This is a genomic window from Candidatus Avelusimicrobium caledoniensis (assembly GCF_902756455.1).
Lineage (GTDB): Bacteria > Elusimicrobiota > Elusimicrobia > Elusimicrobiales > Elusimicrobiaceae > Avelusimicrobium > Avelusimicrobium caledoniense.
Genome location: NZ_CACVRB010000014.1, coordinates 80,628 through 103,415, shown reverse-complemented (window position 1 = coordinate 103,415; position 22,788 = coordinate 80,628). Strand labels below are relative to the sequence as shown.

The 22,788-nt window shown below is 47.4% G+C and carries 19 protein-coding genes and 1 tRNA gene; 12 read left to right on the top strand and 8 right to left on the bottom strand.

Translation table 11 applies throughout. The annotated features are described in order from the left end of the window. Genes ACQY2W_RS04500 through ACQY2W_RS04490 form a run of 3 tightly spaced genes read right to left on the bottom strand, consistent with a single transcriptional unit; the run spans position 1 to position 1,738 of the window. Positions 1–510: a thermonuclease family protein gene (locus ACQY2W_RS04500; protein ID WP_428049806.1), complete on the bottom strand. Its 510-nt coding sequence runs from the start codon at positions 508–510 to the stop codon at positions 1–3. Between the two features lie 2 nt (positions 511–512). After that, entirely contained in the window at positions 513–1,391 is an 879-nt protein-coding gene (locus ACQY2W_RS04495; RefSeq protein WP_428049804.1) for a diacylglycerol/lipid kinase family protein, read from the bottom strand. Then, a complete protein-coding gene (locus ACQY2W_RS04490; protein WP_428049802.1) occupies positions 1,388–1,738 on the bottom strand; it encodes a hypothetical protein in 351 nt (116 codons plus the stop codon). The genes ACQY2W_RS04495 and ACQY2W_RS04490 overlap by 4 nt, the downstream gene beginning before the upstream one ends. A gap of 101 nt (positions 1,739–1,839) precedes the next feature. On the opposite strand from ACQY2W_RS04490, the gene alaS reads away from it, so the two are divergent. Next, the gene (alaS, locus tag ACQY2W_RS04485; RefSeq protein ID WP_428049800.1) at positions 1,840–4,440 is read left to right on the top strand and encodes an alanine--tRNA ligase; all 2,601 of its coding nucleotides are present in this window, start codon (positions 1,840–1,842) and stop codon (positions 4,438–4,440) included. A 66-nt stretch (positions 4,441–4,506) separates the two neighbouring features. Here alaS and ACQY2W_RS04480 read toward each other — a convergent pair whose 3' ends face one another. Beyond that, entirely contained in the window at positions 4,507–5,178 is a 672-nt protein-coding gene (locus tag ACQY2W_RS04480; protein WP_428049798.1) for a type IV pilin protein, read from the bottom strand. A 364-nt stretch (positions 5,179–5,542) separates the two neighbouring features. Here ACQY2W_RS04480 and ACQY2W_RS04475 point away from each other — a divergent pair, with 364 nt between their 5' ends. Next, entirely contained in the window at positions 5,543–6,091 is a 549-nt protein-coding gene (locus ACQY2W_RS04475) for a hypothetical protein (RefSeq protein ID WP_428049796.1), read from the top strand. A 104-nt stretch (positions 6,092–6,195) separates the two neighbouring features. Here the strand turns inward: ACQY2W_RS04475 and ACQY2W_RS04470 are convergent. Next, a tRNA-Tyr gene (locus ACQY2W_RS04470) sits at positions 6,196–6,279 on the bottom strand. Between the two features lie 146 nt (positions 6,280–6,425). Between ACQY2W_RS04470 and mutS the strand changes: the two genes are divergently transcribed. Both mutS and mutL read left to right on the top strand, forming a co-directional pair. Continuing rightward, positions 6,426–8,987 (top strand): DNA mismatch repair protein MutS, encoded by a 2,562-nt coding sequence (gene mutS / locus ACQY2W_RS04465; protein ID WP_428049794.1) that lies wholly within the window; start codon positions 6,426–6,428, stop codon positions 8,985–8,987. Further along, positions 8,980–10,830 (top strand): DNA mismatch repair endonuclease MutL, encoded by a 1,851-nt coding sequence (mutL, locus tag ACQY2W_RS04460; protein ID WP_428049792.1) that lies wholly within the window; start codon positions 8,980–8,982, stop codon positions 10,828–10,830. Before mutS ends, mutL begins: the two co-directional genes overlap by 8 nt. A gap of 207 nt (positions 10,831–11,037) precedes the next feature. On the opposite strand, the gene ACQY2W_RS04455 is transcribed toward mutL, so the two are convergent. Next, positions 11,038–11,538 (bottom strand): type IV pilin protein, encoded by a 501-nt coding sequence (locus ACQY2W_RS04455; protein ID WP_428049788.1) that lies wholly within the window; start codon positions 11,536–11,538, stop codon positions 11,038–11,040. Between the two features lie 230 nt (positions 11,539–11,768). On the opposite strand from ACQY2W_RS04455, the gene hpt reads away from it, so the two are divergent. Genes hpt through ACQY2W_RS04420 form a run of 7 tightly spaced genes read left to right on the top strand, consistent with a single transcriptional unit; the run spans position 11,769 to position 19,993 of the window. Continuing rightward, positions 11,769–12,296 carry a hypoxanthine phosphoribosyltransferase gene (gene hpt / locus ACQY2W_RS04450; protein WP_428049786.1) on the top strand — a complete coding sequence of 176 codons (528 nt, stop codon included), beginning with the start codon at positions 11,769–11,771 and terminating at the stop codon, positions 12,294–12,296. Beyond that, positions 12,296–14,218 carry an ATP-dependent zinc metalloprotease FtsH gene (gene ftsH / locus ACQY2W_RS04445; protein WP_428049784.1) on the top strand — a complete coding sequence of 641 codons (1,923 nt, stop codon included), beginning with the start codon at positions 12,296–12,298 and terminating at the stop codon, positions 14,216–14,218. Before hpt ends, ftsH begins: the two co-directional genes overlap by 1 nt. Positions 14,219–14,275: 57 nt before the next feature. Beyond that, a complete protein-coding gene (glmM, locus tag ACQY2W_RS04440) occupies positions 14,276–15,628 on the top strand; it encodes a phosphoglucosamine mutase (RefSeq protein WP_428049781.1) in 1,353 nt (450 codons plus the stop codon). Beyond that, positions 15,625–16,341, top strand: a complete 717-nt coding sequence (locus tag ACQY2W_RS04435; RefSeq protein ID WP_428049779.1) for a pyridoxine 5'-phosphate synthase — start codon at positions 15,625–15,627, stop codon at positions 16,339–16,341. Before glmM ends, ACQY2W_RS04435 begins: the two co-directional genes overlap by 4 nt. A 9-nt stretch (positions 16,342–16,350) precedes the next feature. Beyond that, positions 16,351–18,192: a glutamine--fructose-6-phosphate transaminase (isomerizing) gene (gene glmS, locus ACQY2W_RS04430; RefSeq protein ID WP_428049777.1), complete on the top strand. Its 1,842-nt coding sequence runs from the start codon at positions 16,351–16,353 to the stop codon at positions 18,190–18,192. A gap of 5 nt (positions 18,193–18,197) precedes the next feature. After that, a complete protein-coding gene (locus tag ACQY2W_RS04425; RefSeq protein WP_428049775.1) occupies positions 18,198–19,097 on the top strand; it encodes an NAD(P)H-hydrate dehydratase in 900 nt (299 codons plus the stop codon). Further along, positions 19,094–19,993: an alpha/beta hydrolase gene (locus ACQY2W_RS04420; RefSeq protein ID WP_428049773.1), complete on the top strand. Its 900-nt coding sequence runs from the start codon at positions 19,094–19,096 to the stop codon at positions 19,991–19,993. The genes ACQY2W_RS04425 and ACQY2W_RS04420 overlap by 4 nt, the downstream gene beginning before the upstream one ends. 471 nt (positions 19,994–20,464) lie before the next feature. Here ACQY2W_RS04420 and ACQY2W_RS04415 read toward each other — a convergent pair whose 3' ends face one another. Then, positions 20,465–21,103 carry a type IV pilin protein gene (locus ACQY2W_RS04415; protein WP_428049771.1) on the bottom strand — a complete coding sequence of 213 codons (639 nt, stop codon included), beginning with the start codon at positions 21,101–21,103 and terminating at the stop codon, positions 20,465–20,467. Between the two features lie 159 nt (positions 21,104–21,262). On the opposite strand from ACQY2W_RS04415, the gene ACQY2W_RS04410 reads away from it, so the two are divergent. Further along, on the top strand, positions 21,263–21,946 hold the full coding sequence (locus ACQY2W_RS04410) for a MarC family protein (protein WP_428049769.1): 684 nt from the start codon (positions 21,263–21,265) through the stop codon (positions 21,944–21,946). 56 nt (positions 21,947–22,002) lie between these two features. Here ACQY2W_RS04410 and ACQY2W_RS04405 read toward each other — a convergent pair whose 3' ends face one another. Beyond that, positions 22,003–22,698, bottom strand: coding sequence for a type IV pilin protein (locus ACQY2W_RS04405; RefSeq protein ID WP_428049767.1), 696 nt, complete (start codon positions 22,696–22,698; stop codon positions 22,003–22,005). Between the last annotated feature and the right edge of the window lie 90 nt (positions 22,699–22,788).

The window sequence follows — 22,788 nt, the reverse complement described above, 5'->3', positions numbered from 1 at the left end:
TTACTGATACTTTTTGCTTTTCGTGCCGCCTTGGTAGGAGTAGCCGTAGTCGCGCTTAATCAGTTCGCGCGCCAAATCTTGGCCGTTCCCGTTTTGCACGTCGCACAGTAGGCGGAAATATTTATCGCGCCCGCAGTTAGATAGCGACACCGGGGCCACGCTTAAAAATTCTTTAGTAAACGCCTTGGCTTGTTGGGCGAGTTTTTTTTCACGCTCGGTTTTCCCTTTTATTTCCGCGGTATCTACGCCGCGCACACGCACGGGCACTTTTTCGCAATAGACCGCTAAGGAACAATTTAAATTGATTTTAAAGGTGTCTCCGTCGTAAACGGACGCGATAGACACGTTTTCAAAGGTCTGTTCATCTTCTATCGGCCCGGTTTTTGTTAGCGGCTTGCCTTGCTGTTGCATAAAAAATAAAATAACGGCAATAATTACAGATGCCCAAAATTCGGCCTTTTTTTGACCGGGGGATAAGCGTTTTCGGGAAGAGGTTTTTCGCCTGGCCATAATTACCGCTCCGGGAACAACACATTTAATGCGTGATGTTCTATGCTAAATTCTAATTTGCCGTTTGCTTGGCGCGGCTCGCCGTCAATGTGATAGGGAAATTGTCCGTCGTGCGTAAGCACCACGTGTTTAACTTGGGTGGTATCTGTTACGCCCAGCGGACGCCAACCGTCTGTAAAAAACCCGGGCAGCGCACACACAAGTTTCCACTTGGCCACGTTGTTGACGGCTACCATATCCAATAACCCGTCGCCTAAATTGGCGCGCGGTGCAATTTTGAAATTACTGCCGTATTGGCGGCCGTTGGCAAATACAAGCGTGAGGGGGGATAGTTGTGTTTTTTGGCCGTCAATATCTGCGTCAAATACAGGCGGTTTATACGAGAAAACTGTTTTCGCCCCCAGTTTAAAATACGGCCACTTGCCGCGTGCGCCTGTTTTGCCGTGCTCCATAAATTGCCACGCAATTTCGGCCTCTAACCCAACGCCCGCCACGTTTAAAAATAATTCGCCGTTTGCACGCCCCACATCACACGGGGCAATACTGCCGCGTTGTAAAGACACAACGGCTTCTTCAAAATTAAGCGGCATACCCAGTTCGCGTGCAAATCCGTTGCCGGATCCGCGCGGAATAACCGCCAAAGCTGTTTTTGTACCCGCAAGCCCGCGGGCCGTTTCGTTAATGGTGCCGTCTCCGCCGATAGCCACCACGACGTCAAAATTTTCAGCCGCCGCTTCGCGCGCCAGTTCGGTGGCGTGCCCGGCCGCTTTGGTTAGCCGCATATCCGCACCCGGGAAATTGAGCTGTATGCACCGGGCAAAATGTTCGGTGTCGGCGGTGCGGTTGCCGCTGACGGGGTTTAAAATAAATCGTATCTTCATAAATTTTTTAGGTTTTCTTCAGACGGTATTTCTGTTGGTTTAAGTTCTAATAATGCCTCGCGGATGCGTTCGCTTTTGAGCATTTTTGCACCAAGCCCGGCCAGTTTGGCTCCGACGGACAGCACAAACGCCATAAACAGGGCAAATAAACCCAAATTAGCTAGCGTGTTTATATTTTGCATGGGCACAATCATCGTGCCGTATTGGGTTTGTAAATTCATATCGGCCAGTTGCACGACCGGGGCCGCGGGTTGGCGGTCCACAAATACTTTATACATACTAATCAGTGAAAAAAAGATAAGTAATACACCAATACAAATAAATAAATAACTTAAAATTTTATGCATGCGTCCTCCGTATTGTTTATTATAACAAATACCGTTGTACGCTCGCGGGGCGGGCCGCGTATTTGATATACTTTATATATACATTTATTTAAGAAGGTTTTATGAAAACAAGCACAGAAATCAGAAATTCGTATCTACAATTTTTTAATAAAAAAGGACTGCCGACGATTCCGTCCAGCTCGCTCGTTCCCCACTCCGACCCGACCCTTTTGTTTACGTCGGCCGGCATGGTGCAATTTAAAGCCAATTTTTTAGGCATTGATAATTCGCTCAAAAACGCGGTTTCTTGTCAAAAATGCGTACGCACGACGGATATTGACAGCGTCGGATTTACCGAGCGTCACTTAACCTTCTTTGAAATGTTGGGCAATTTCTCGTTTGGCGATTATTTCAAAAACGAAGCCATTGCGTGGGCATGGGAATATTTAACACAAGTGCTTGGTTTGCCCGCCGATAAATTATATGTAAGTATTTATAAAGGCGGTATTGCCCCGCGCGATGAAGAAGCTTACCAAGCGTGGCTTAAATACGTGCCGAAAGAACGCATTTTTGAACTCGGCGAAGCCGATAACTTTTGGACCATGGGCCCGACGGGACCGTGCGGCCCGTGCAGTGAAATCTATTATGATTTTGGCGATAAAGGGTGCAAAAACCCGCATTGTGATATTACGTGTGATTGCGGGCGGTTTGTGGAAATTTGGAATATCGTGTTTGAAAGTTACAACCGCCAACAAGACGGCTCCTTAAAACCGTTGCCGCATAACAACATTGATACCGGCATGGGGCTTGAACGCTTGTGTATGGCCATGCAAGGAGCCAAAAACGTGTTCGGTACGGACTTGTTTACTCCTTTAATTGAGCAAGCCAAAAAAGATTTACATATTTCGGGCAGTACCAAAGAGGAAGATTCCGCTTTACGCATTATTGCCGACCACGCGCGCAGTTCCAGTTTTTTAATTGCCGAAGGCATTTTGCCGTCTAACGAAGGGCGCGGATACATTTTGCGCCGCTTAATTCGCCGCGCGGCGCGCTATGCAAAACTCATGGGTAACGACAAACCGTATTTATATACGCTCGTGCCCGTGGTGCAAAAAATCTTTGCGGGCTTGTACCCGGAAATTGATAAAAATGCCGCGCACATCCAAGACGTACTTAAACAAGAAGAAACAACCTTCTTAAAAACGCTCGTTACGGGCGAAGAAAAACTGGCTGAAATTTTAGCTACCGGCACAAAAACTATTTCCGGCGCGGACGCGTTTCACTTGCACGAAACGTACGGTTTCCCCTTGGAACTCACGCGCGAAATTGCCGCCGCGCGCGGGGTAAGCGTGGATGAAAAAGGATACGAACAAGCCAAAGAAACCGCGCAAGAAAAAAGCCGTTCATACGCAGATGAATTTACAAAAGGCAAAGTGATTGTTATGCAAAAATTGGAGCAAGCGTGCCCGGCAACAAAATTTGTGGGGTATGATACGCTAACTGCTCAGGGCAAAGTGTTGGCCTTGCTGAACAGCCAATTTGAACAAGCCGACCAAGTAACCGACGGGTACGCCGTATTTGACACGACACCTTTTTACGCCGAGTCCGGCGGACAAGTGGCCGATACGGGCGTCCTTGTTTCTAACGGCGAAGAAATTGCCCAAATTACGGACGTGCAAAAACCGCTTGGTAAAGTTTTCTTACATAAATTTACGGGTACGCTTAAAAAAGGCGACGTCGTTACACTGACGGTAGATGCCCCGCGCCGCGCGCGCTTGCGCGCTAACCACAGCGCGATTCACTTGGTAAACGCGGCACTCCGGCAAGTGTTCGGCACGACGGTACACCAAAGCGGTTCGTTTGTATCGCCGGAGCGTTTCCGTTTTGACTATACGCTTTCCAAAACGCCCAAAACCGAAGAATTAAATAAAGTGTGGGCAATTGCCAATAAGGCCGCCGCGGATGCGCTGCCCGTTACGTGCCAGACGCGTCCCTTGGCCGATGCCGAAAAATTGGGAGCTGTCACACTGCTCGGCGAGAAATATGCCGACCCGGCCCGCTTTGTGTTAATGGGGGGCGACTTTGAACACGCAGACCAAAAATACAGTTTGGAACTTTGCGGCGGAACACACGTAAAAAATACGTCCGAAGTAATTACCGTTTTGGTGCTTAAAGAGGGCTCCGTTTCCGCGGGCGTGCGCCGCATTGAAGGAATTGCCGGCCCGGCGGCGTTAGACTATTTAAAAGAAGTTAACCGCCAAGCCGAGAAATTGGCGGCGCGGCTCGTTGTTCCGGCCAAAGACGTGTTTGCGCGTGTGAACGCGATTATGGACGAACTCAAAGACGTCAAAAAACAATACGAAGATTTCCGCCAAAAAGCGTTGGCCGCCGGCGGTGTAAACGAAATGACATTTGCGCTTAAAAACGGTACGACCGTGGTGCTACGCTATGCCGATGATGCCCAACCGAAAGAACTACGCAACATCGCTGATACAATTGCCCAAAAACACAAGCAAGCGCTAGTAATTGTGTCGTGCGATAAAGACGGCAAACGCGCCTTTGTAGTCAAAACGGCGGGCAAATTGCCTAATACCGACGCGGTAACCGTGGCTAAACAATTAGCCGAACAGTTAAACGGTCGCGCGGGCGGACGGGCAGACTTTGCCCAGGGCGGCGGCGAGGCCAAAGAGCCCATGGAAAAATTGTTGGCTATCTTGCAATAACAAGTATTTCTAATAAACGAAAAACGGCAGATTCAAGTCTGCCGTTTTTTTGCAAGTATAATTGGTTTATTGAAGTTGGTAACAGGTTGTACTACCACTCGTATGGGCTGAATTTGTTTTCCCTTTGCTTAAAGATTTACAAAAATCAGTACCTTTTGTGCTGTATGAATAACAACAAGTTACATTATCATCAAAAAGATTAAATACATAAAAGGTGCTTAACGGTAGGCGGTTGGCAATCGCCAATAAATGGGGGTCATTGTTCCAAGCAACGCCGTATTCAAACCATTTGGTTTGCACGCGGTGCGCATCAAAGTTAGTGATACTTGTGCCGGGTATTTCTATATCCAATTCATCCATATGTTGAGGATATGTTCCATTGGCCATATGATAAGCGTGACTGGCATCGGCAATCGTTTTCATAATGGATAATGCCTCGCTGGCACGGGCTTTTTCCACTACTTTTTGATACTGCGGCAACGCGACCGCCGCCAATATACCGATGATAAGTACAACGACCAATAATTCAATGAGTGTAAATGCTTGTACCGCGCTCGTCATTCTGGAGAGTTTCTGTCCAGAATATAGCGCGGTGTCCGCCCCTATATTCCGTACAAAGACATTACGGAATGACGAAGGGGCGGGGCACCCTTGTTTAATAACGGTGACAGATTGATTCAGCGGAAGATCCCGTGCAACAGTCTCACGGGATGACAAACTTATTTTATTGTTTTTCATGTTGTTTGCTCCTTGTTTTTTGCATCTCTTTATTATCGTTTTTTTTTTTGATTTGTCAACCCCCTTGAAGGCGGCAGGCATTTGAGGAGTCAACTTCCACTTACTTGTAGCTACACTGTTTTTGCCCTGTTGCTTTGTAATGCAACGCGCCCTCGCCGGGCCGGGCATAAGGCCTTGAACCTCTGTTTGCGTATGATGTTATCTTCTGCCGGGCGGATTTCGTGTTAGTCTGCAACGCTTTTTTCGCTTTTTGGGACTTAGGTTTGGGCCTTTTGGTCCGGTGCGGGATAGGTCTAAAAGCCCTGTCGTAAGCCCTTGTAAAACGCTATACTATTAAAGTAGATATCTTGTAAAAGGAGCGTATATGCTTAAAAAGTGTGTTGGTTTGATGGTGTTGTTTTTCCCGTTGGCGGTTTGCGCACAAGAGGGTAAATTGCCGATTGGTCCGGCAGAGCAAGCCCATTTTGGGGTGGTACAACCGCAACAACCGGGGACGGATCTGTTGAAATCGGCCAAGGTATCGCAAGCGGCGGCAACGGCCCAACTTAAAGAATTGGCTAAAGAATATCCGGCGCATGCCGCAGATGTGCAAGCCATTATCAATATGCATGAACGGTTGGCCAATGTGCTGCGCAACGAACAGCAAATGGCAGAAAAAGATTTCTATCAAAATGTATTGTTTTTGATGGAAGATTTGGCGGCTGCTGTGTCCGGGATAAAAAACGAAGCATTGGTGCAAGCATGTACAACGGCGATTGACCACGGATATTATTTCGCCCCCATGGGCCAAAAATTATCTTCGTTGCGTGTCATTACGGAGCGCGTGGAAGATAAAATTTCTATCTTGTCTAACGGGTATGCTACCCCCCAATGGGGAGATTTCTACAAATACTTAGACGGATATAGCCACTAAAACGCGAACGCAAAATTTGACCCCGCGCAAGCGGGGTTAATTTTTTGAAGTGTTGCTTCCCAACACAAAAATTTAGGCCCTGCTCTCGCAGGACCTAAAATTTTTGGTAGGGATAGGATTCGAACCTATGTAGGGCGTAGCCCGACGGTTTTACAGACCGTTGCTTTTGACCACTCAGCCACCCTACCGATCTGTCATAAAAACACCGGAACTCGCGCCCCGGTTTAATTTTACTTAAACAACTAGGTACATTTATTATAACAAAAAAATAAGTGCGCTGTCATGGCCTTGTTGCTAAAACATAGAAAAGCCAAAATTGCTAAAATACTTTTATATGGCTAAAAACACGTTAACTCCTTTGATGTCTCAATATTATGATGTCCGTGCCAAATACCCCGGAATTATTCTTTTTTTCCGGTTGGGCGATTTTTATGAAATGTTTGATGAGCAGGCCAAGGAAGTCAGTGCGCTTTTAGGTCTTACGCTCACGGCGCGTAACGGCGTGCCGATGTGCGGTATCCCGTATCACGCGGCCAATAACTATATTGTCCGCTTACTGGCGGCAGGAAAAAAAATCGGTATTTGTGAACAAACCAGTTCTGTGTCCGATAAAAACACCCGGCTTTTTGAGCGTCGCGTTACCCGCATTATCACGCCGGGTACTGTCATGGAAGATTCACTTTTAGACGCTAACCAAGCTAACTATTTAGTCAGCGTGGCGGTTTATCCTACCGGTTGGGCACTTGCGTGTGTGGAAGTTTCCACCGGCGAATTTTGGACCAACCAAAACGATAAAGACCCCTCTTTAACCAATTTAGCTGCGGCGCTCGCCACCATTAACCCGGTGGAAATTGTGAGTGATAAAAAATCACTTGCTGAACTGAAACAAAAAATGATGTTACCCGGCTCGCTTACACTAAGCGAACAAGAATCTTTTGACGGCAATTACGATATCCCGGCCGAGTGGCCGTCTGTGCACGCGTGGGGGGATAAACGTAACGCGCTTGCCTGTGCATTGCAAATTGTAAAATATCTCAATGTAACCGAGCCCAGTTTTAATAAAGTGCTTGTGCCGTCTTACCGCGAGCTGACCGCTTGCTTGCAAATTGACGAAAATGCCGTGGCCGCTTTGGAATTGGTCAAAAGTCAAGACGGTAGCCGCCGCGGCAGTTTGTGGGCGCAATTGGACCGCACGCGTACCGCTATTGGCAGCCGTAAACTCAAAGATTGGCTCCTTCACCCGCTTATGGACGTGAGCGAAATTGGCGTGCGTCAAAACTGTGTGGAAAACTTTACCAAAGACCAATCTGCTTTGGCCGACCTAAGCGCACTACTGGAAAATATTTCCGACGTGGAGCGCATCATGACCCGCATCGCTACCGGCACGGCTTCGCCGCGCGATTTGGCCGGGCTTCGCACCTCGCTACTTAATGTAGATCCGTTGGCGCGTTGGTTTGAAACGTATGGCGAAGTAACCCCGCATTTGCGCGCCGCGTTTAATACGCATGTGACTGCCTTGCAAGATATGGCGCGGCTGCTTTACGAAGCCATAGAAGAAAACCCGCCCTTGCACTTGTCGGACGGTTTTGTCATCCGGGCCGGATATAATGCCGAACTGGACGAGTTGCGCTCGCTCAAACAAAACAGCAACGCACGTATGGAAGAAATCTGCGAGCGTGAGCGTAAAAATACCGGTATAGCTAATATGAAAGTGGGTTTTAACTCGGTGTACGGGTATTATTTTGAAGTGTCCAAATCGCAACTTTCCAAAGTGCCTTATTCGTTTGTGCGCAAACAAACGCTTGTCAATGCGGAGCGTTTTATTACCGAAGAATTAAAACAATTGGAAGATAAAATTTTAAATGCCGAACAACGCATTATCCGCTTGGAAGGGGGGCTCTTTGACGAAGTACGCAAAACGCTTTCGGCGCAAATTGAGCACGTAAAATCGTTTGCGCAAATCGTGGCCGAGTTGGACGTATATATGGCACTTGCCCTGTGTGCCCTGAAAGAAAATTATGTTAAACCTGTCGTAGATAACGCTACGCAAGTCAGTTACCAAAACGGCCGCCATCCCTTAGTGGAAGCCGCTCTTCCCTCCGGCAGTTTTGTGCCTAATTCACTTGATTTAGGTACGCCGGAAAACCAAATTATGCTTATTACCGGGCCGAATATGGGCGGTAAGAGTGTGTTTTTAAAACAAACGGCCATTATTGTTATCATGGCGCAAATGGGCAGTTTCGTGCCCGCCGAGCAAGCCCATATCGGACTCGTGGATAAAATTATGACGCGTATCGGTGCGCACGATGCGCTCAGCCGCGGTAACTCTACCTTTATGGTAGAAATGAACGAGACCGCCCACATTTTAACGTCCATGACGCCGCGCAGTTTAATTTTGTTAGATGAAGTCGGGCGCGGTACGTCTACCTTTGACGGTATTTCTATTGCGTGGGCGATTGTGGAGTATTTGCACAAACCCCGTAACGGCCCAAAGGTATTATTTGCTACGCACTATTTTGAACTTACTGATTTGGAAAATAAATACGAAAGTGTGCGCAACTTTCACGTGGACGCTAAAGAATATAAAGATGCCGAGGGCAAAAGCAAATTAGCGTTTTTATACCAGATTTTGCCCGGCGCGGCGGACCGTTCGTATGGGATACACGTGGCCGAACTGGCGGGACTCCCGGCGGCGTGCACGCTTCGCGCGCGCAAAGTGTTAAAAGATTTAGAGGCCAAGAAAGGGGCTAAAATTTCCGCGAAAGAAAAAGACATGGTCAAAGATTTGTTTTCTTCGCCCATTGTGGAAGAAATCAAAATGGCCGACCCCGATAAACTAAGCCCGTTAGAGGCCTTGCAGTTAATTTGTGAGTGGAAAAAACGTATCAATGAGTAAAATTCACGTTTTAGATGAAAAAACAGCCGGTAAAATTGCCGCGGGCGAAGTAATTGAACGCCCTGCGGGCGTGCTTAAAGAACTTTTGGAAAACGCCGTGGACGCGGGCGCAACCGCCGTGCGTGTAGATATTGCCGGATCGGGCAAAGAGCTGATCCGCGTTAACGATAACGGGTGCGGTATGGACGAAGAAGATTTAAAGAATAGTGTTCTTCGTCACGCCACCAGTAAAATCAACCGATTTGATGATTTGGAAACTTTGCAAACGTTTGGTTTTCGCGGCGAGGCACTTTATTCCGTGGCGGCCGTTTCGCGCATGGCACTGACCAGTTGCACCGGAACGGGCGAGGGGCACCGTTTGGAATTACACGCCGGAAAAATTGTTTCCCAAAGTCCCGCTCCGGCTATTAAAGGTACGACGATAGAAATTCGCGATTTGTTTTATAACACGCCCGCGCGGCTTAAATTTTTAAAGAGTGATTCGTACGAGCGCGCGTGTTTGTTAAAAGTAATAGAAGAAAGTGCATTGGCCAATTTGGGCGTAGCTTATACGGTACACGTCAACGGACGCGAAGTGTATAATCTGCCCGCGCAAACCGGCCCGGAAGAAGTGGCTGTGGTGGAGCGCGCCCAAGCTATTTTGGGTAAAGAAGTGGCGCAGAGTTTAGTGTATAAATCGTTTGATATTATGGGGCTTAAACTTTTTATTACGCCCGATGATAAACTGGTCAACGTGCGCGATATGCAATACATATTTGTTAACCGCCGTCCGATTGATTCCAAAACCGTCCAACAAGCTATTTACAAAGCATACCAAAACGCTCGCCCCAAAGACCGTCACCCGGCATTTATTGTATATATGCAATTAGCTCCGGGCGAGTTTGATGTTAATATTCATCCGCAAAAGCGTGATATCCGCTTTGTAAACGAGAACCAAGTATTTGGTTTTATGATGCACTCGGCGGGGGAAACGATTTTTTCACATACAACGCCGGTAAGTGCGGGTGAAAAACTAACGGTATCGTTGCCGCCAACGGCTGCCCCGGCGGCTGAAAAATTATTCACGCCATCCACGCCCGAAAAACCGCTCTTTACGCCTACCCCGGTTGAGCCCGCGGCGTGGACACCCAAAGAAAGTTTTGTGTTGCGCGATTCGGACGTCGCTTCTTCGTCGGATAATTCCGACGGGGAACTGTGCGTCCGCGCTCAAGCGCATACGGCCCCCAACCCGACGAAAAAAACCTCCATACAAACGCCGCAATGGTTTGTGGGGCCGTACCATTATTTGGGGCAATTGCACCGCTCGTATTTGCTGTTTGAAAACCCCGAGGGGCTCGTGCTTATTGACCAACACGCCGCGCAAGAACGTGTGCTCTTTGAGCAGTATTTGGACGCGTTTGAAAAGCGGGAAGTAACCGTGCAAAAATTGCTTTTTCCGTTGCATGTTGATTTGCCGCCGTCCAACGTGGAAACGCTGTTGTCGTGGGCGGATTTTTTGAAAACGGCCGGATTTGAAATTGCACCGTTTGCGGCGCGTACCGTACAGGTGCATACACGCCCGCACATGATTCGTTTTCAAGAAGATGATTTAAAAGAGTTTATCGTGTCGCTGGCGCAGTTGGTGGGCGACCCGTCCAAATCTACCGAAACACTAAAACGCAAAATGATTGCTATGTTGGCGTGTAAAAAAGCCATTAAAGCGCACGATCAGATTTCCGCCGCCGAGGCCGAGGCGTTACTGGAAAATATGAAAAAATGCAAAGACGGGATGCATTGCCCGCATGGGCGTCCGTGCGTGGCGAAATTGGCGCTGAAAGACATTGACAAATTATTCGGGCGATAACGGCTGATGTTATCTTCTATAAGCACGTACAAAGGCGCAACGTTAGTTGCGCCTTTGTGTCGTGTTCACGAGGTTTCGTTGCTTTTCAGGGCCAACAATTTGCTCATCAGGCAATTTCCTGCAGGATTAGTCTTTGTAACAACAGGCCTTTTGCTCAACGTGCAAGATGGTTTATGTCTGATGTTAAACAAGAAAGAATTGTTTGTTCTATAAATTCATTGGGTAACACTGCATGCTTGCGTCGGAGTGGCAAGCTGTTGTCGTTTGCCCGCCAAAGCTTTTGCACAAATTTTTCACTCCCGCCTTGGCTTGATTTGGATAGTAACAGCAATGCCATGATCCTTCATCGAGATAGTAATATATATAGACATCATCAAGACCTTCTATAATTGACTTGGCATAAATACTGTTTTGCCCAATTTCCGACAATTTAATTTGCCAGCTTTTCGTGTATTGTATAAATGTATAGCTGCCCGATTGCTCGCCGGGTTCTATATCCAATTTATCAAATGTATTAGCATATTCTCCGTTCGCCATGAAATATAAATTTTCGGCAGTGGCTAATGCTTTTAGAGCCGTAATCGCTTCGGAAATTTTGGCTTTTTTAACTACTTTTTGATACTGCGGCAACGCTACCGCCGCCAAAATGCCGATAATAAGTACCACCACTAACAATTCAATGAGTGTAAATGCTTGTTGGTTTTTCATATTGTTTTTGCTCCTTATGTATTTTTTACGGCCCCTTTATTATCGTTTTTTTTTTTGATTTGTCAAGTAAAATTTAGCAGGCCGGCAGAGTTACAAAGTAGTTTGGTGCGGTAAAACGCTGTTTAGGCAAGAAAACAGAATTGGTATTAACTTAAAAATAAGGGGAAAATACTTTATTTTGGGGCCAAAAAAAGATATCCTATATGTATATTTTCTTTTGAGGAGATTTTATGCCGCAACAACCCTTTTTGGAACGTATTTTATTTTCGGAAGAACAACTCGCTACCCGCGTGCGGGAATTGGGCCGCCAGATCTCGGCCGATTACCGCGGGAAAAAACCGCTTTTTGTAGGTATTTTGCGCGGATGCGTGATTTTCTACTCAGATCTCATCAAAAACGTCAGCGTAGATTGCACCCTTGATTTTATGTGTCTCTCGTCGTACTCAGGCACCGGCAGTACGGGGCACGTGCGCACGATGCTAGATTTGCGCGAAAGTATCCAAGGCCGCCACGTCATCATTGTGGAAGATATTGTAGACACGGGCTTAACCTTAGACTATCTAATGAACCACTTAAAAGACCGCGGCGCGGCCAGCATTGAAATTTGCTGTCTGTTAGATAAACCCTCCAACCGCAAAGTAGATATTACCCCCAAATACGTCGGGTTTACCATTGAAAACGAATTTGTTATCGGGTATGGGTTAGATTACAACGAACTCTACCGCAATTTACCTTATATCGGAGTATTTAAACAATAATGAAGAAGAAAAATCCACACAACCGCAGTATTATTTCTGTCGGACAAATTATCGGCTGGCTGGGTGTTTTTTTGCTGGCGGTGTTTCTTTTCGGTAAACCGGGCGAAAAACAAACTACGCTGGACTATTCCGAATTTAAACAAAAAGTAGCCGCGGCAGAAGTGTCTGATTTAACCGTAGCGCAGGGGGAAATTTCCGGTCTGTACAAAAATGCCGACGGCAAATTTGTGCCTTTTAAAACCGTACGTATGGAAGACCCTAACTTGGTGCAAGAGCTATCGGCCGCCAAAGTGACGTACAAAGCCCAGCCCGATCGCAGTTGGGTGGGGAATGTGCTGTTTAACGTGTTATGGATATTTTTGCTGATTGGGCTTTGGTGGTTTATCTTTATCCGTCCGCAACGAAGCGACGGCAAAAGTGCGATGAACTTTGCCCGCTCCAAAGCTAAAATGCAAGATCCGGCCCAACAAACCGTTACGTTTAAAGACGTGGCCGGTTGCGACGAGGCCAAGGAAGAATTAGACGACATTATTAAATTCTTAAAAAATCCCAAAAAGTTCCAAAAATTAGGCGGTAAATTGCCCAAAGGCGTTTTGTTATATGGTGCGCCCGGCACGGGTAAAACCTTGCTTGCCAAGGCCGTAGCGGGCGAGGCGGGGGTGTCGTTTTTCTCGGCCTCGGCGTCTGAATTTGTGGAAATGTTTGTGGGTGTTGGTGCGGCACGCGTGCGCGATTTGTTTGACCAAGCCAAGAAAAACGCCCCCGCCATTATCTTTATTGACGAGCTAGATGCAGTCGGACGGCGGCGTTTTGCCGGTATCGGCGGCGGACACGATGAGCGCGAACAAACGCTCAACCAACTCTTAATTGAACTGGACGGTTTTGAAAGTAAACAAGGCATTATCTTAATGGCCTCTACCAACCGCCCCGATGTGTTGGACCCGGCACTTATCCGTCCCGGACGTTTTGACAGACACGTTTCCGTGCCCGCGCCGGATTTAAAAGGCCGCGAAGAAATTTTAAAAGTGCACGCCAAAAAGGTAAAACTCGGCGAAGATGTAGATTTAAAACAAGTGGCCAAAGGTACGCCCGGCTTTGTAGGGGCTGATTTGGCTAATGTCGTCAACGAAGCCGCTATTTTAGCCGCGCGTGCAGATAAAGAGGCCGTCGGAAAAGCGGATATGGACGAAGCCATTGAGCGCGTTATTGCCGGTCCGCAAAAGAAAAGCCGCATTATTTCCAAACACGAGCAACACGTGATTGCCGCGCACGAATCGGGCCATACCGTGGTGGCCCGCATGACCAATCACTCCGACCCGGTACACAAAGTTACCATTATCCCGCGCGGACAAGCTCTTGGATATACGCTCCAACTGCCGCTAGAGGATAAATTCTTAACCAGCAAATCGGAACTGTTAGATAAACTGTGCATTTTGTTGGCCGGACGCGCCGCGGAAGAAATTGTTTTTGGCGAAATTACCTCCGGCGCGAGCGACGATCTTAACAAAACCATGGCGTATGCTCGCAAGATGGTCATGGAGCTGGGGATGAGTGATAAACTCGGCCCGATAGCCCTGCCCAACGGCGATGAAGGCGAAGTGTTTTTAGGGCGTGATTTGTCGCGCCATACCACGATGTCGGATGAACTCTCCCGCACGATTGATGAAGAAATTTTACATTTGATTCGTACGTCCTATGCCCGTGCCAAAGAAATCATTGGCGAAAACCGCACGGGTTTTGATAAGTTGGTAGCCACCTTGCTTGAAAAAGAAGTGGTGGAAGCTAACGAGATTGACGAAATACTAGGTTTAAAACCTGCCACGCCGGTAGAGGTACCTAAACCCGGCACGGATGACCCCGTCAAACAACAAACGCCTAAAACCGTTGAAACGGAACCGAAACAGGCCGACTTGTTTGAATAATATCCGTAAACAGGCAGGAGTGTGAGGACCCAGGTCCTCACGCAAGAGGAACTATTTATGGGAAAATATTTCGGAACTGACGGAGTACGGGCCGTAGCCGGCCAGTTCCCGCTTGTAGACGAGTTTATTGAAAAATTGGGTTACGCGGCGCTATGCCGTTTGCAAGAGCATTGCCAAAATGAGTCTTTAAAACCGCAAGTGATCGTTGCGCAAGACTCGCGTGCCTCCGGGCCGTCTATTTTAGCGGCCTTGCAAAAAGGGATCCGCGCCAGCGGTGTTAACGTCATTAGCGTAGGAATCGCACCAACACCGTGTGTGGCATATTTAGTTAAACAAACGGGCAGCTTGTGTGGCGTTGTAATTTCGGCCAGTCACAATCCCGCGGAGTTTAACGGTATTAAATTCTTCACTAACCAAGGCACCAAGCTCCCCGAAGATTTAGAAAATGCCATTGAACAAGAAATTGATATATTGTCTGCTATTCCCGCACCGCGCGGCACGTTTACGCAAGAGGAAAATTTAGTCAAACAGTACGAACAATTTTTAATGTCTACGGTGGACGCGTCTATCCTTAAAGGAACGAAAGTCGTGCTAGATTGCGCCAACGGGGCCAGTTACAAAATAGCGGCAAACGTCTTTGCCGGGTTGGGGATGAACGTAACCGTAACGGCGGCTAAACCGGACGGCACAAATATCAACAAAAACGTCGGCGCGCTCCATACGCAGTTTATGCAAGATTTAACCGTTAAGGAAAATGCGTTTATGGGCTTTAGCTTTGACGGCGATGCCGACCGAGTGATTGCTTCCGACGAAAAAGGCCGCCAATTAGACGGCGATAACATTATTGCCTCTTCGGCGCTTTGTATGAAAGAGCAAGGGCTGTTAAACAGCAACAAAGCGGTGTTAACCATTATGGCCAATTTGGGTTGCATTAACTATTTGAAAGAAAACGGCGTAGAAGTAGCCCTGACCACTGTGGGCGATAAGTATGTTTCCGAGGCACTTGAAAAGGAAAATTTATCTATCGGCGGGGAAACGTCGGGCCACATTATTTTCCGGCAATTTTCAAACACCGGCGACGGGCTTTTATCGGCGTTGCAATTTTTACAATTTGTTAAAAAATCAGGTCATCCGGCCAGTTTCTTCACGGATCAGTGGAAACGTTACCCCAGCAAATTGCGCGCGGTGCACGTAACGCAAAAACCGCCGCTGGAAACGCTGAACGGATTTTTGCCCGCGGTGCGGGAAATTGAAAAAAGCATGAACGGCAAAGGCCGCGTGGTTGTGCGTTACAGCGGTACAGAGCCGAAGCTGCGCATTTTGGTTGAAGGTGAACAGGAAAGTATGGTGGACCGCGTTATGCAACAAGTAGAAGATTTATACAAAGAGAAAACGGAGGTGCTCAAATGAGTTTAAAATTAGGAGTTAACATTGACCACATCGCAACATTACGTCAAGCCCGTCGGGAAGCGTTCCCCGATCCGGTGGACGCCGCCGCCGTTTGCTTAAGCACCGGGGCCGATTATATTGTGGTGCACTTGCGCCAAGATCAGCGCCACATTAACCAAAAAGACGTTGCCCAACTGTGCAAGTATTTCCCCGGTAAAATTCATTTAGAATGTTCCTGTGCACCGGCTTTGGAAAAAGCCGCCCTTAAATATAAACCTCACTCCGTGTGCATTGTGCCCGAAAAACCCGGAGAAATTACTACCACGGGCGGACTCAACTTTACCCCGGCGGTTACCAAGCATTTGGCACAAATGATTGAGCGGCTACATAAAAAACATATTTTAGTTAGTTTATTTGTCAGCCCCGAACCCGCCGATATCCGCATGGCCGCTAAACTGGGAGCGGATATCGTGGAGTTGTGCACCCGCGATTACAGCGAGGCGACTTCCGCTGCGCAAGTACGCAAGCGGTTGCAAGATTTGGCGTTATCTACTCTGCTCGCAAATGAACTGGGGCTGGAAGTGCACGCCGGGCACGGGTTAGATTACCACAACGTACTTGCGGTAGCCGATTTGGGCGGTATTACGTGTATGAATATCGGGTTTGCTATTATTACCCGTGCCTTATTTGCCGGATTGCCCACGGCTGTTAACGAAATGAAAGGTCTTTTATAAGAGGCGCCTATGTGCGGAATTATCGGTTACGTAGGGAAAAAGAACAGTGTTCCTTACATTATAGACGGACTTAAAAAATTAGAGTACCGCGGGTATGATTCTGCCGGTATTTCTATTTTGCAAGACGGTAAAATCGTAACCGTGCGTGCCGTGGGCAAAGTGGCTGAGTTGGAAAAATCAGCGCTGCAAGTAAGCCCCAAAGGCACTACCGGGCTCGGACACACCCGTTGGGCTACCCACGGTAAACCCAGTGAAGAAAATTCCCACCCGCATACCGATTGTTCCGGCGAAATTGTAGTTGTTCACAACGGTATTATTGAAAACTATTTAACCCTGCGTGCCAAGTTAACTTCACTGGGCCATAAATTTAAAAGCGAAACCGATACCGAAGTAATTGCCCACTTAATTGAAGAAAATCTCAAACATATCCGCTCCGGTGCGGAAGAAGACCGCCTGTTAAAAGCCGTTCAAAAAACCAATAAAGAAATTGCCGGGGCGTTTGCATACGGTGTGATGTGGGCGCGTGCGCCACAGCTGCTCATCGGCGTGAAAAACCAAAGCCCGCTCGTGGTGGGGATCAATAAAGACGAGAGTTTTTTGGCTTCTGACGTACCTGCTTTTTTGCAACATACGAACAAAGTATTATTTTTAGATGAAGGCGAAATTGCCTTATTGCGTCCGGGCAAAGTAACGGTGCTGGATAAAACGGGTAGCGTAAAAAAAATCAAAACCGTTAAAATTTCGTGGGACCGCAAAACCGCCGAGAAAGGCGGTTACGCCCACTTTATGTTAAAAGAAATTTACGACCAGCCCCAAGCCATAGAAGATACCCTGCGCACCGCGCGTGCGGACTTTGGCAAAATTTTAGGATTAGATACGGCTGCCTTGCGCGGGCTTCAAAATGTACATATTATTGCGTGCGGAACGGCGTATCACGCGGGGTTGGTGGGCAAATATTACATTGAACAATTTGCCGGGATACCCGTGAGCGTAGATTTGGCCAGTGAATATAAATATCGTTCCGTACCGCATAAAGCCAAAACGTTAGCAATTGCTATCAGCCAATCGGGTGAGACGGCTGATACCATCGGCGCCGTAAAGAAAGCGCAAGAACTCGGGTTTCGCACGTTAGCGATTTGCAATGTGCTCGGCTCAACGCTTACCCGCTTGTGCGACAGTACATTTTTTACTCATTGCGGACCGGAAATCAGCGTGGCGTCCACCAAAGCGTTTACGAGTCAGATTACTTCGTTATTTGCGTTGGCTGTTTCGTTGGGGCTTCACAACGGTAATCTAAGCAAAACGGCATTTGATAAATTATACCGTGAGTTAATGCGCTTGTCTAAAGCCATGGGCGAAGCGGTAAAAATGGAATATCCCGTACGTCATTTAACACGCAAAATTTACAAAGCAGAGCGGTTTATTTTCTTGGGCCGCCACGTCAATTTTCCGATTGCGTTGGAAGGAGCCCTTAAACTTAAAGAAGTGTCTTACCGCAGTGCCGAAGGATTTGCCGCGGGGGAAATTAAACACGGTCCGATTTCCGTAATTGACAAAGGAACGCCTGTTTTTGTGCTCATGCCGCAGGACGGTTTATTTGAAAAAATGCTTTCTGCGTGCCAAGAGTGCCGTGCCCGCGGTGCGTTTGTGGTAGCCATTACTACGTCCGGCACCGAGACGGCCGCCAAAAAGGTGGCGGATAAAGTAATAGTCGTGCCGCACGTGAGCGAATATTTGCAACCGGTGCTTAACGTGGTGCCGTTGCAGTTCTTGGCGTATTGGATTGCCAAGCGGCTCGGTTGCGATATTGACCAACCGCGTAATTTAGCTAAAAGCGTAACTGTGGAGTAAATAATATGGATCAAATCACTCGTCAGGAAGTTATTTCTTTATTGCCGCCGCGTCCCGCCAATGCGCACAAAGGCATGTTCGGGCGCGTGCTTGTGGTAGCCGGATCGCGCGAAATGTGCGGCGCCGGTTTGCTCTGTGCCAAAAGTGCTTTGCGCGCCGGAGCGGGGCTGGTGTATTGGGCGTTGCCGGCAAGTATGCATTCCGCTTTTGCCGCGGCGGTGCCCGAAGTAATTACCGTGCCGCTACCCGAAAACGAACACGGCGAAATAGCACAAGAAGCATGGCCGGTATTAACTGATTTTATTGAAAAACGCCGCCCGACATTGGCGGTTGTGGGTATGGGAATGCAGAATAGCCCGCTCTTGCCGCAGTTATTGCAAGAACTGCCACTGCCGCTAGTAGTAGATGCCGATGCTTTAAATGCGCTTGCCAAGTTGCCGTCTTTTCGCTTTAAACAACCTTCTATTATCACCCCGCATGCGGCTGAAATTGCACGCTTGCTTAATACGGCGGTAGTGGTGGATGAGTCTTTTCGCATTTTGCAAGCCGCACAACTGGCCGACCAAACGGGAGCCGTGTGTGTGCTCAAAGGTCCGGGCACGATTGTGGCCGTTTCCGATGAAGGAAAACTCAACTCGTGGCAAAACCCGACGGGTGGCCCGGCTCTTGCCAAGGGGGGCTCGGGCGACGTGCTGTGTGGTGTGATTGCCGGCTTGTGGGCACAATATACCGTGCAAGGGTTAACGCTTGAAAATGCGTTACACGCCGCTACGTGTGCGGTTTATGTACACGGGTTGGCCGGCGATTTGGCTGCAGAAAAACTTTCCGATTACGGGGTTTTATCATCGGATATATCCAATTATATTCCCGTGGCTTTGCGCGAACTGTTGCAGGAGAAAAAATGAACTCCGTTTTATCGGCGGTACTTTTAAGTTTGGCTGCCGTGGGGCTTGTGTCGCTTCTCACGGTTATTTTGTGTAAGTACACGGCCAAGAAAGTGTTGCATCCGGTATCTAAACGTAAACCGTTAGATGCGTGGCCTGACCAATTTGGCTTGCCGTACGATAATGTATCTTTCAAAGCGCAAGACGGTGTGGAACTGAAAGGTTGGTTTATTCCGTCCAAAGAGCCGTCTGATAAAACGATTATTTTGATGCACGGTTGGGGGATGAACCGCGCCGATATTTTGAAAAATACGTACTTCTTGCACGACGTAGGTTTTAACTTGTTCTATTTTGATTTCCGTGCGTTAGGCGAAAGCGGCGGCAAGACAAGCTCTATCGGTTATTTGGAAATTAAAGACGCCGCCGCGGCGGTCAATTTTTTAAAGCAAACCTATCCGCAAGCCAGTGCGCGTGTTGGTTTATACGGGTTATCCATGGGCGGTATGGTGGCGATTTGCGAGGCCGCGCACAACCCCGATATCGCATGTGTGGTGGCGGAAGCGTCGTATTATTCGTTTAGGCGGGTCGTGTCGCGCTGGGCGTGGGTGCACCGTCGGGTGCCGTATTTCCCGTTAATGCCGATTATCTTGCATTATATCCGCCGCCAATTAAAAGCCAACCCGGAGCGGTACAGCCCCAAATATAATATTCCTAAAATTGCGCCGCGGCCGGTATTTTTAATTCACGGAAGATATGATAATTTAGTGCCGGCGGTGCAGGCGAAACTTTTATATAAATGTGCGGGCGAGCCCAAAGAATTGTGGCTTGTGCCCGGAGCGAAACACAATAAATGTGCCGTCGTGGGCGGGTTTGAATATAAGCAACGCTTGGCCGATTTTTACAAGAAGAATTTGTAAATATGATATAATAGGTATATAGTTTTCGGGCAGTTGGCGCAGCGGTAGCGCGTCCGCCTCACACGCGACTGCCCAAATTTAAAGCACCCGTTTAGGGTGCTTTTAATTTGGTAAAAGTAAGCGCACCCACTGCTGGGTGCGCGGCAGGATTTGAAGCCCGGAGCGATGTTTTTGTTTGAGTGCGGAGCGCGAAAGGCAAAAACCGCGAGGGCGGGCCCGGGCGAAATTTCCGTCAGGAAATTTACGCAGGGCAAGAAAGCGATTTTGTACTGCCCAATTTTAAAGCACCCGGGAGGGTGCTTTTAAATTGGTAAAAGTAAGCGCACCCACTGCTGGGTGCGCGGCAGGATTTTTGGTAAAAGTAAGCGCACCCACTGCTGGGTGCGCGGCAGGATTTGAAGCCCGGAGCGAGTTAATAATTTTTAATAGTTGTCCCAGTTTAAAAATTCTATTTTTATACAATTAATGAAATCAGTTGTTTAAGGGATAATATCTTCCGCTGTTAAGTGAAGTGCATGAAGTGCCTGTGCGCATAATTTTTACACAATAATCACCTTTTGATCCGTTAAATACCTTGCCTTCGTGAGTTTTTTCTACACATTTCATCTCTCCGGTTTCCATACTTATTGCAAAACCTGTTCCTTCATATTTACCGCTAATACGACCAAGGTATAACCATGTGCCAAATCCTGTTTCTTGATAAATTTGCATAGACCACAAATGATTAGAACGAGTATCCGTTATTCTTGTGTTACGCCATTGGACAGATCCTGTCCAGGGAACCTCTATGGACAACTCGTTAAATTGAGTGGGGTAAGTTCCGTTGGCCAGATAATAGGACTGGGTGGCTTGATAAACGGATTTCAATAAAGGGAGAGCTTCGCTGACACGTGATTTTTCCACCGCTTTTTGGTATTGCGGCAACGCCACAGCCGCCAATATGCCGATAATAAGAACGACGACAAGAAGTTCAATGAGGGTAAATGCTCCTTTATAAAAAAAGACGTCATGCTGAACTTGATTCAGCATCTCACCTTTCTGTCGTTTTAGAACGCGGTGAGATTCCGTATCAAGTACGGAATGACATTTGTTTTTATTCATATTTTCCATATTGTTTGCTCCTTTGTTGTTTTTTTGTCTGACTCTCTATTTTCGTTTTTTTTTTTGATCTGTCAAGTCTTTTTGTGTTTCATACGAATTTGTTATACTATAATTGTCTTTAAACAACGGCTGTAAAGCGCCGCAAATCAAGGAGAATAAAACAACGTTATGGACTGGAGTTTACTGTTTAACGCGTTTATCGGTATTTTGGCTATTTTAAACCCGATAGGTAATATGCCTATCTTTTTGGAATATGTAGAGAACGAAACGCCCCGCGTGCAACGTATGGTGGCACTTCTAATGTCTGTCTCCATTTTTATTTTACTGCTCATTTTCTTCTTGTTCGGTAACCGCATTTTAACGATGTTCGGTATCACGTTGCCGGCCTTCCGGCTTGCCGGGTCTATTATGATTTTGCTTATCGGGCTGCGCATGTTGCAAGGGAAAAGTAAATTTGAACAACACGGTATTGAAACCAATGCGCCCGCCGGCAATACGTTTGACCAAGCGCGTAACAGCTTGAGTCATATTTTAGTGCCGGTAGCGATGCCGCTTTTTATCGGCCCGGGCAGTATCACAACCGTTATCTTGTATGCGGAAAAAAGCGAGTCGCTTTTGACGTCTATTATGATGATTTTAATGCTTTTCTTGGGCTCGTGTATTGTGGCGTTGGTGCTAGTCGGCTCGCCCTATTTGTTTGCCAAAATCGGACGCAACGGCACGCAAATAGTCATCCGCTTTATGGGTATGATTTTGTGCGCGATTGCCATGCAATTTATGATTGACGGTATCGCACAACTTGTGCCCGGTATTATGGATAACGCATTTATCCATACGGGCGTAACACACTAACCTATTTATAGAAAGTAAAAGGGCGGCCTTTTTGGGGGCCGCTCTTTTTTTGGGGTTTAATTAAGGAAATAATAATCATGTGTGTCGTTGCCTGTATCACGTGTTTTATTCTTTTTGGCTTGTTGGCATACGCGATTTGCCCGTTCGTTTGTTTTTTTGGCTACGCAAATGGTTTTTCCCGCAAAAGTTTGATTTGGATGGTGTACATGATATATGTAAAGTACCAGATCCGGCAAATCGCTGTCGCGCGCATCTATACCTTCGTTATATAAATAGATCCAACCGCCTTTTGGAAACGAGATAATATTTTTTGCGCCGTTAAGTGTTCCTTGAAAATCAATGGATAATTCGTCCCAATCGGTGGCATACGTATTGTTGGCTAAATAGTACGTTTCCTGTGCGTTGGCGGCTTGGCGTGCCATGGAAAGTAATTTGCTAAAACGGGACATATCCACCGCTTTTTGATACTGCGGCAGAGCCACCGCCGCCAAAATGCCGATAATTAACACGACGACTAATAATTCAATAAGCGTGAAACCTTTGCGCGGGTACATTAAATGTAGGTCAGGCTCTGCCTGACGGTTTCTCCTTATATACCCCTCACCCGGCTTCCAGCCACCCTCTCCCGCAAGGGGCGAGGGAAACAAAGCTATTGTTTGTAGGTCAGGTGAAACCTGACGTTCAATAAGGCCATATGCCTCTTGCGAGGCGTTGTCAGGCGTAGCCTGACCTACATTTTTATTTGTTTGCATAAAAATCTCCTTATATTTTTACCGTCCCTTTATTATCGTTTTTTTTTTTTGATCTGTCAATAGCTGTTTGGGTGGGCCGGTAAATTTGGG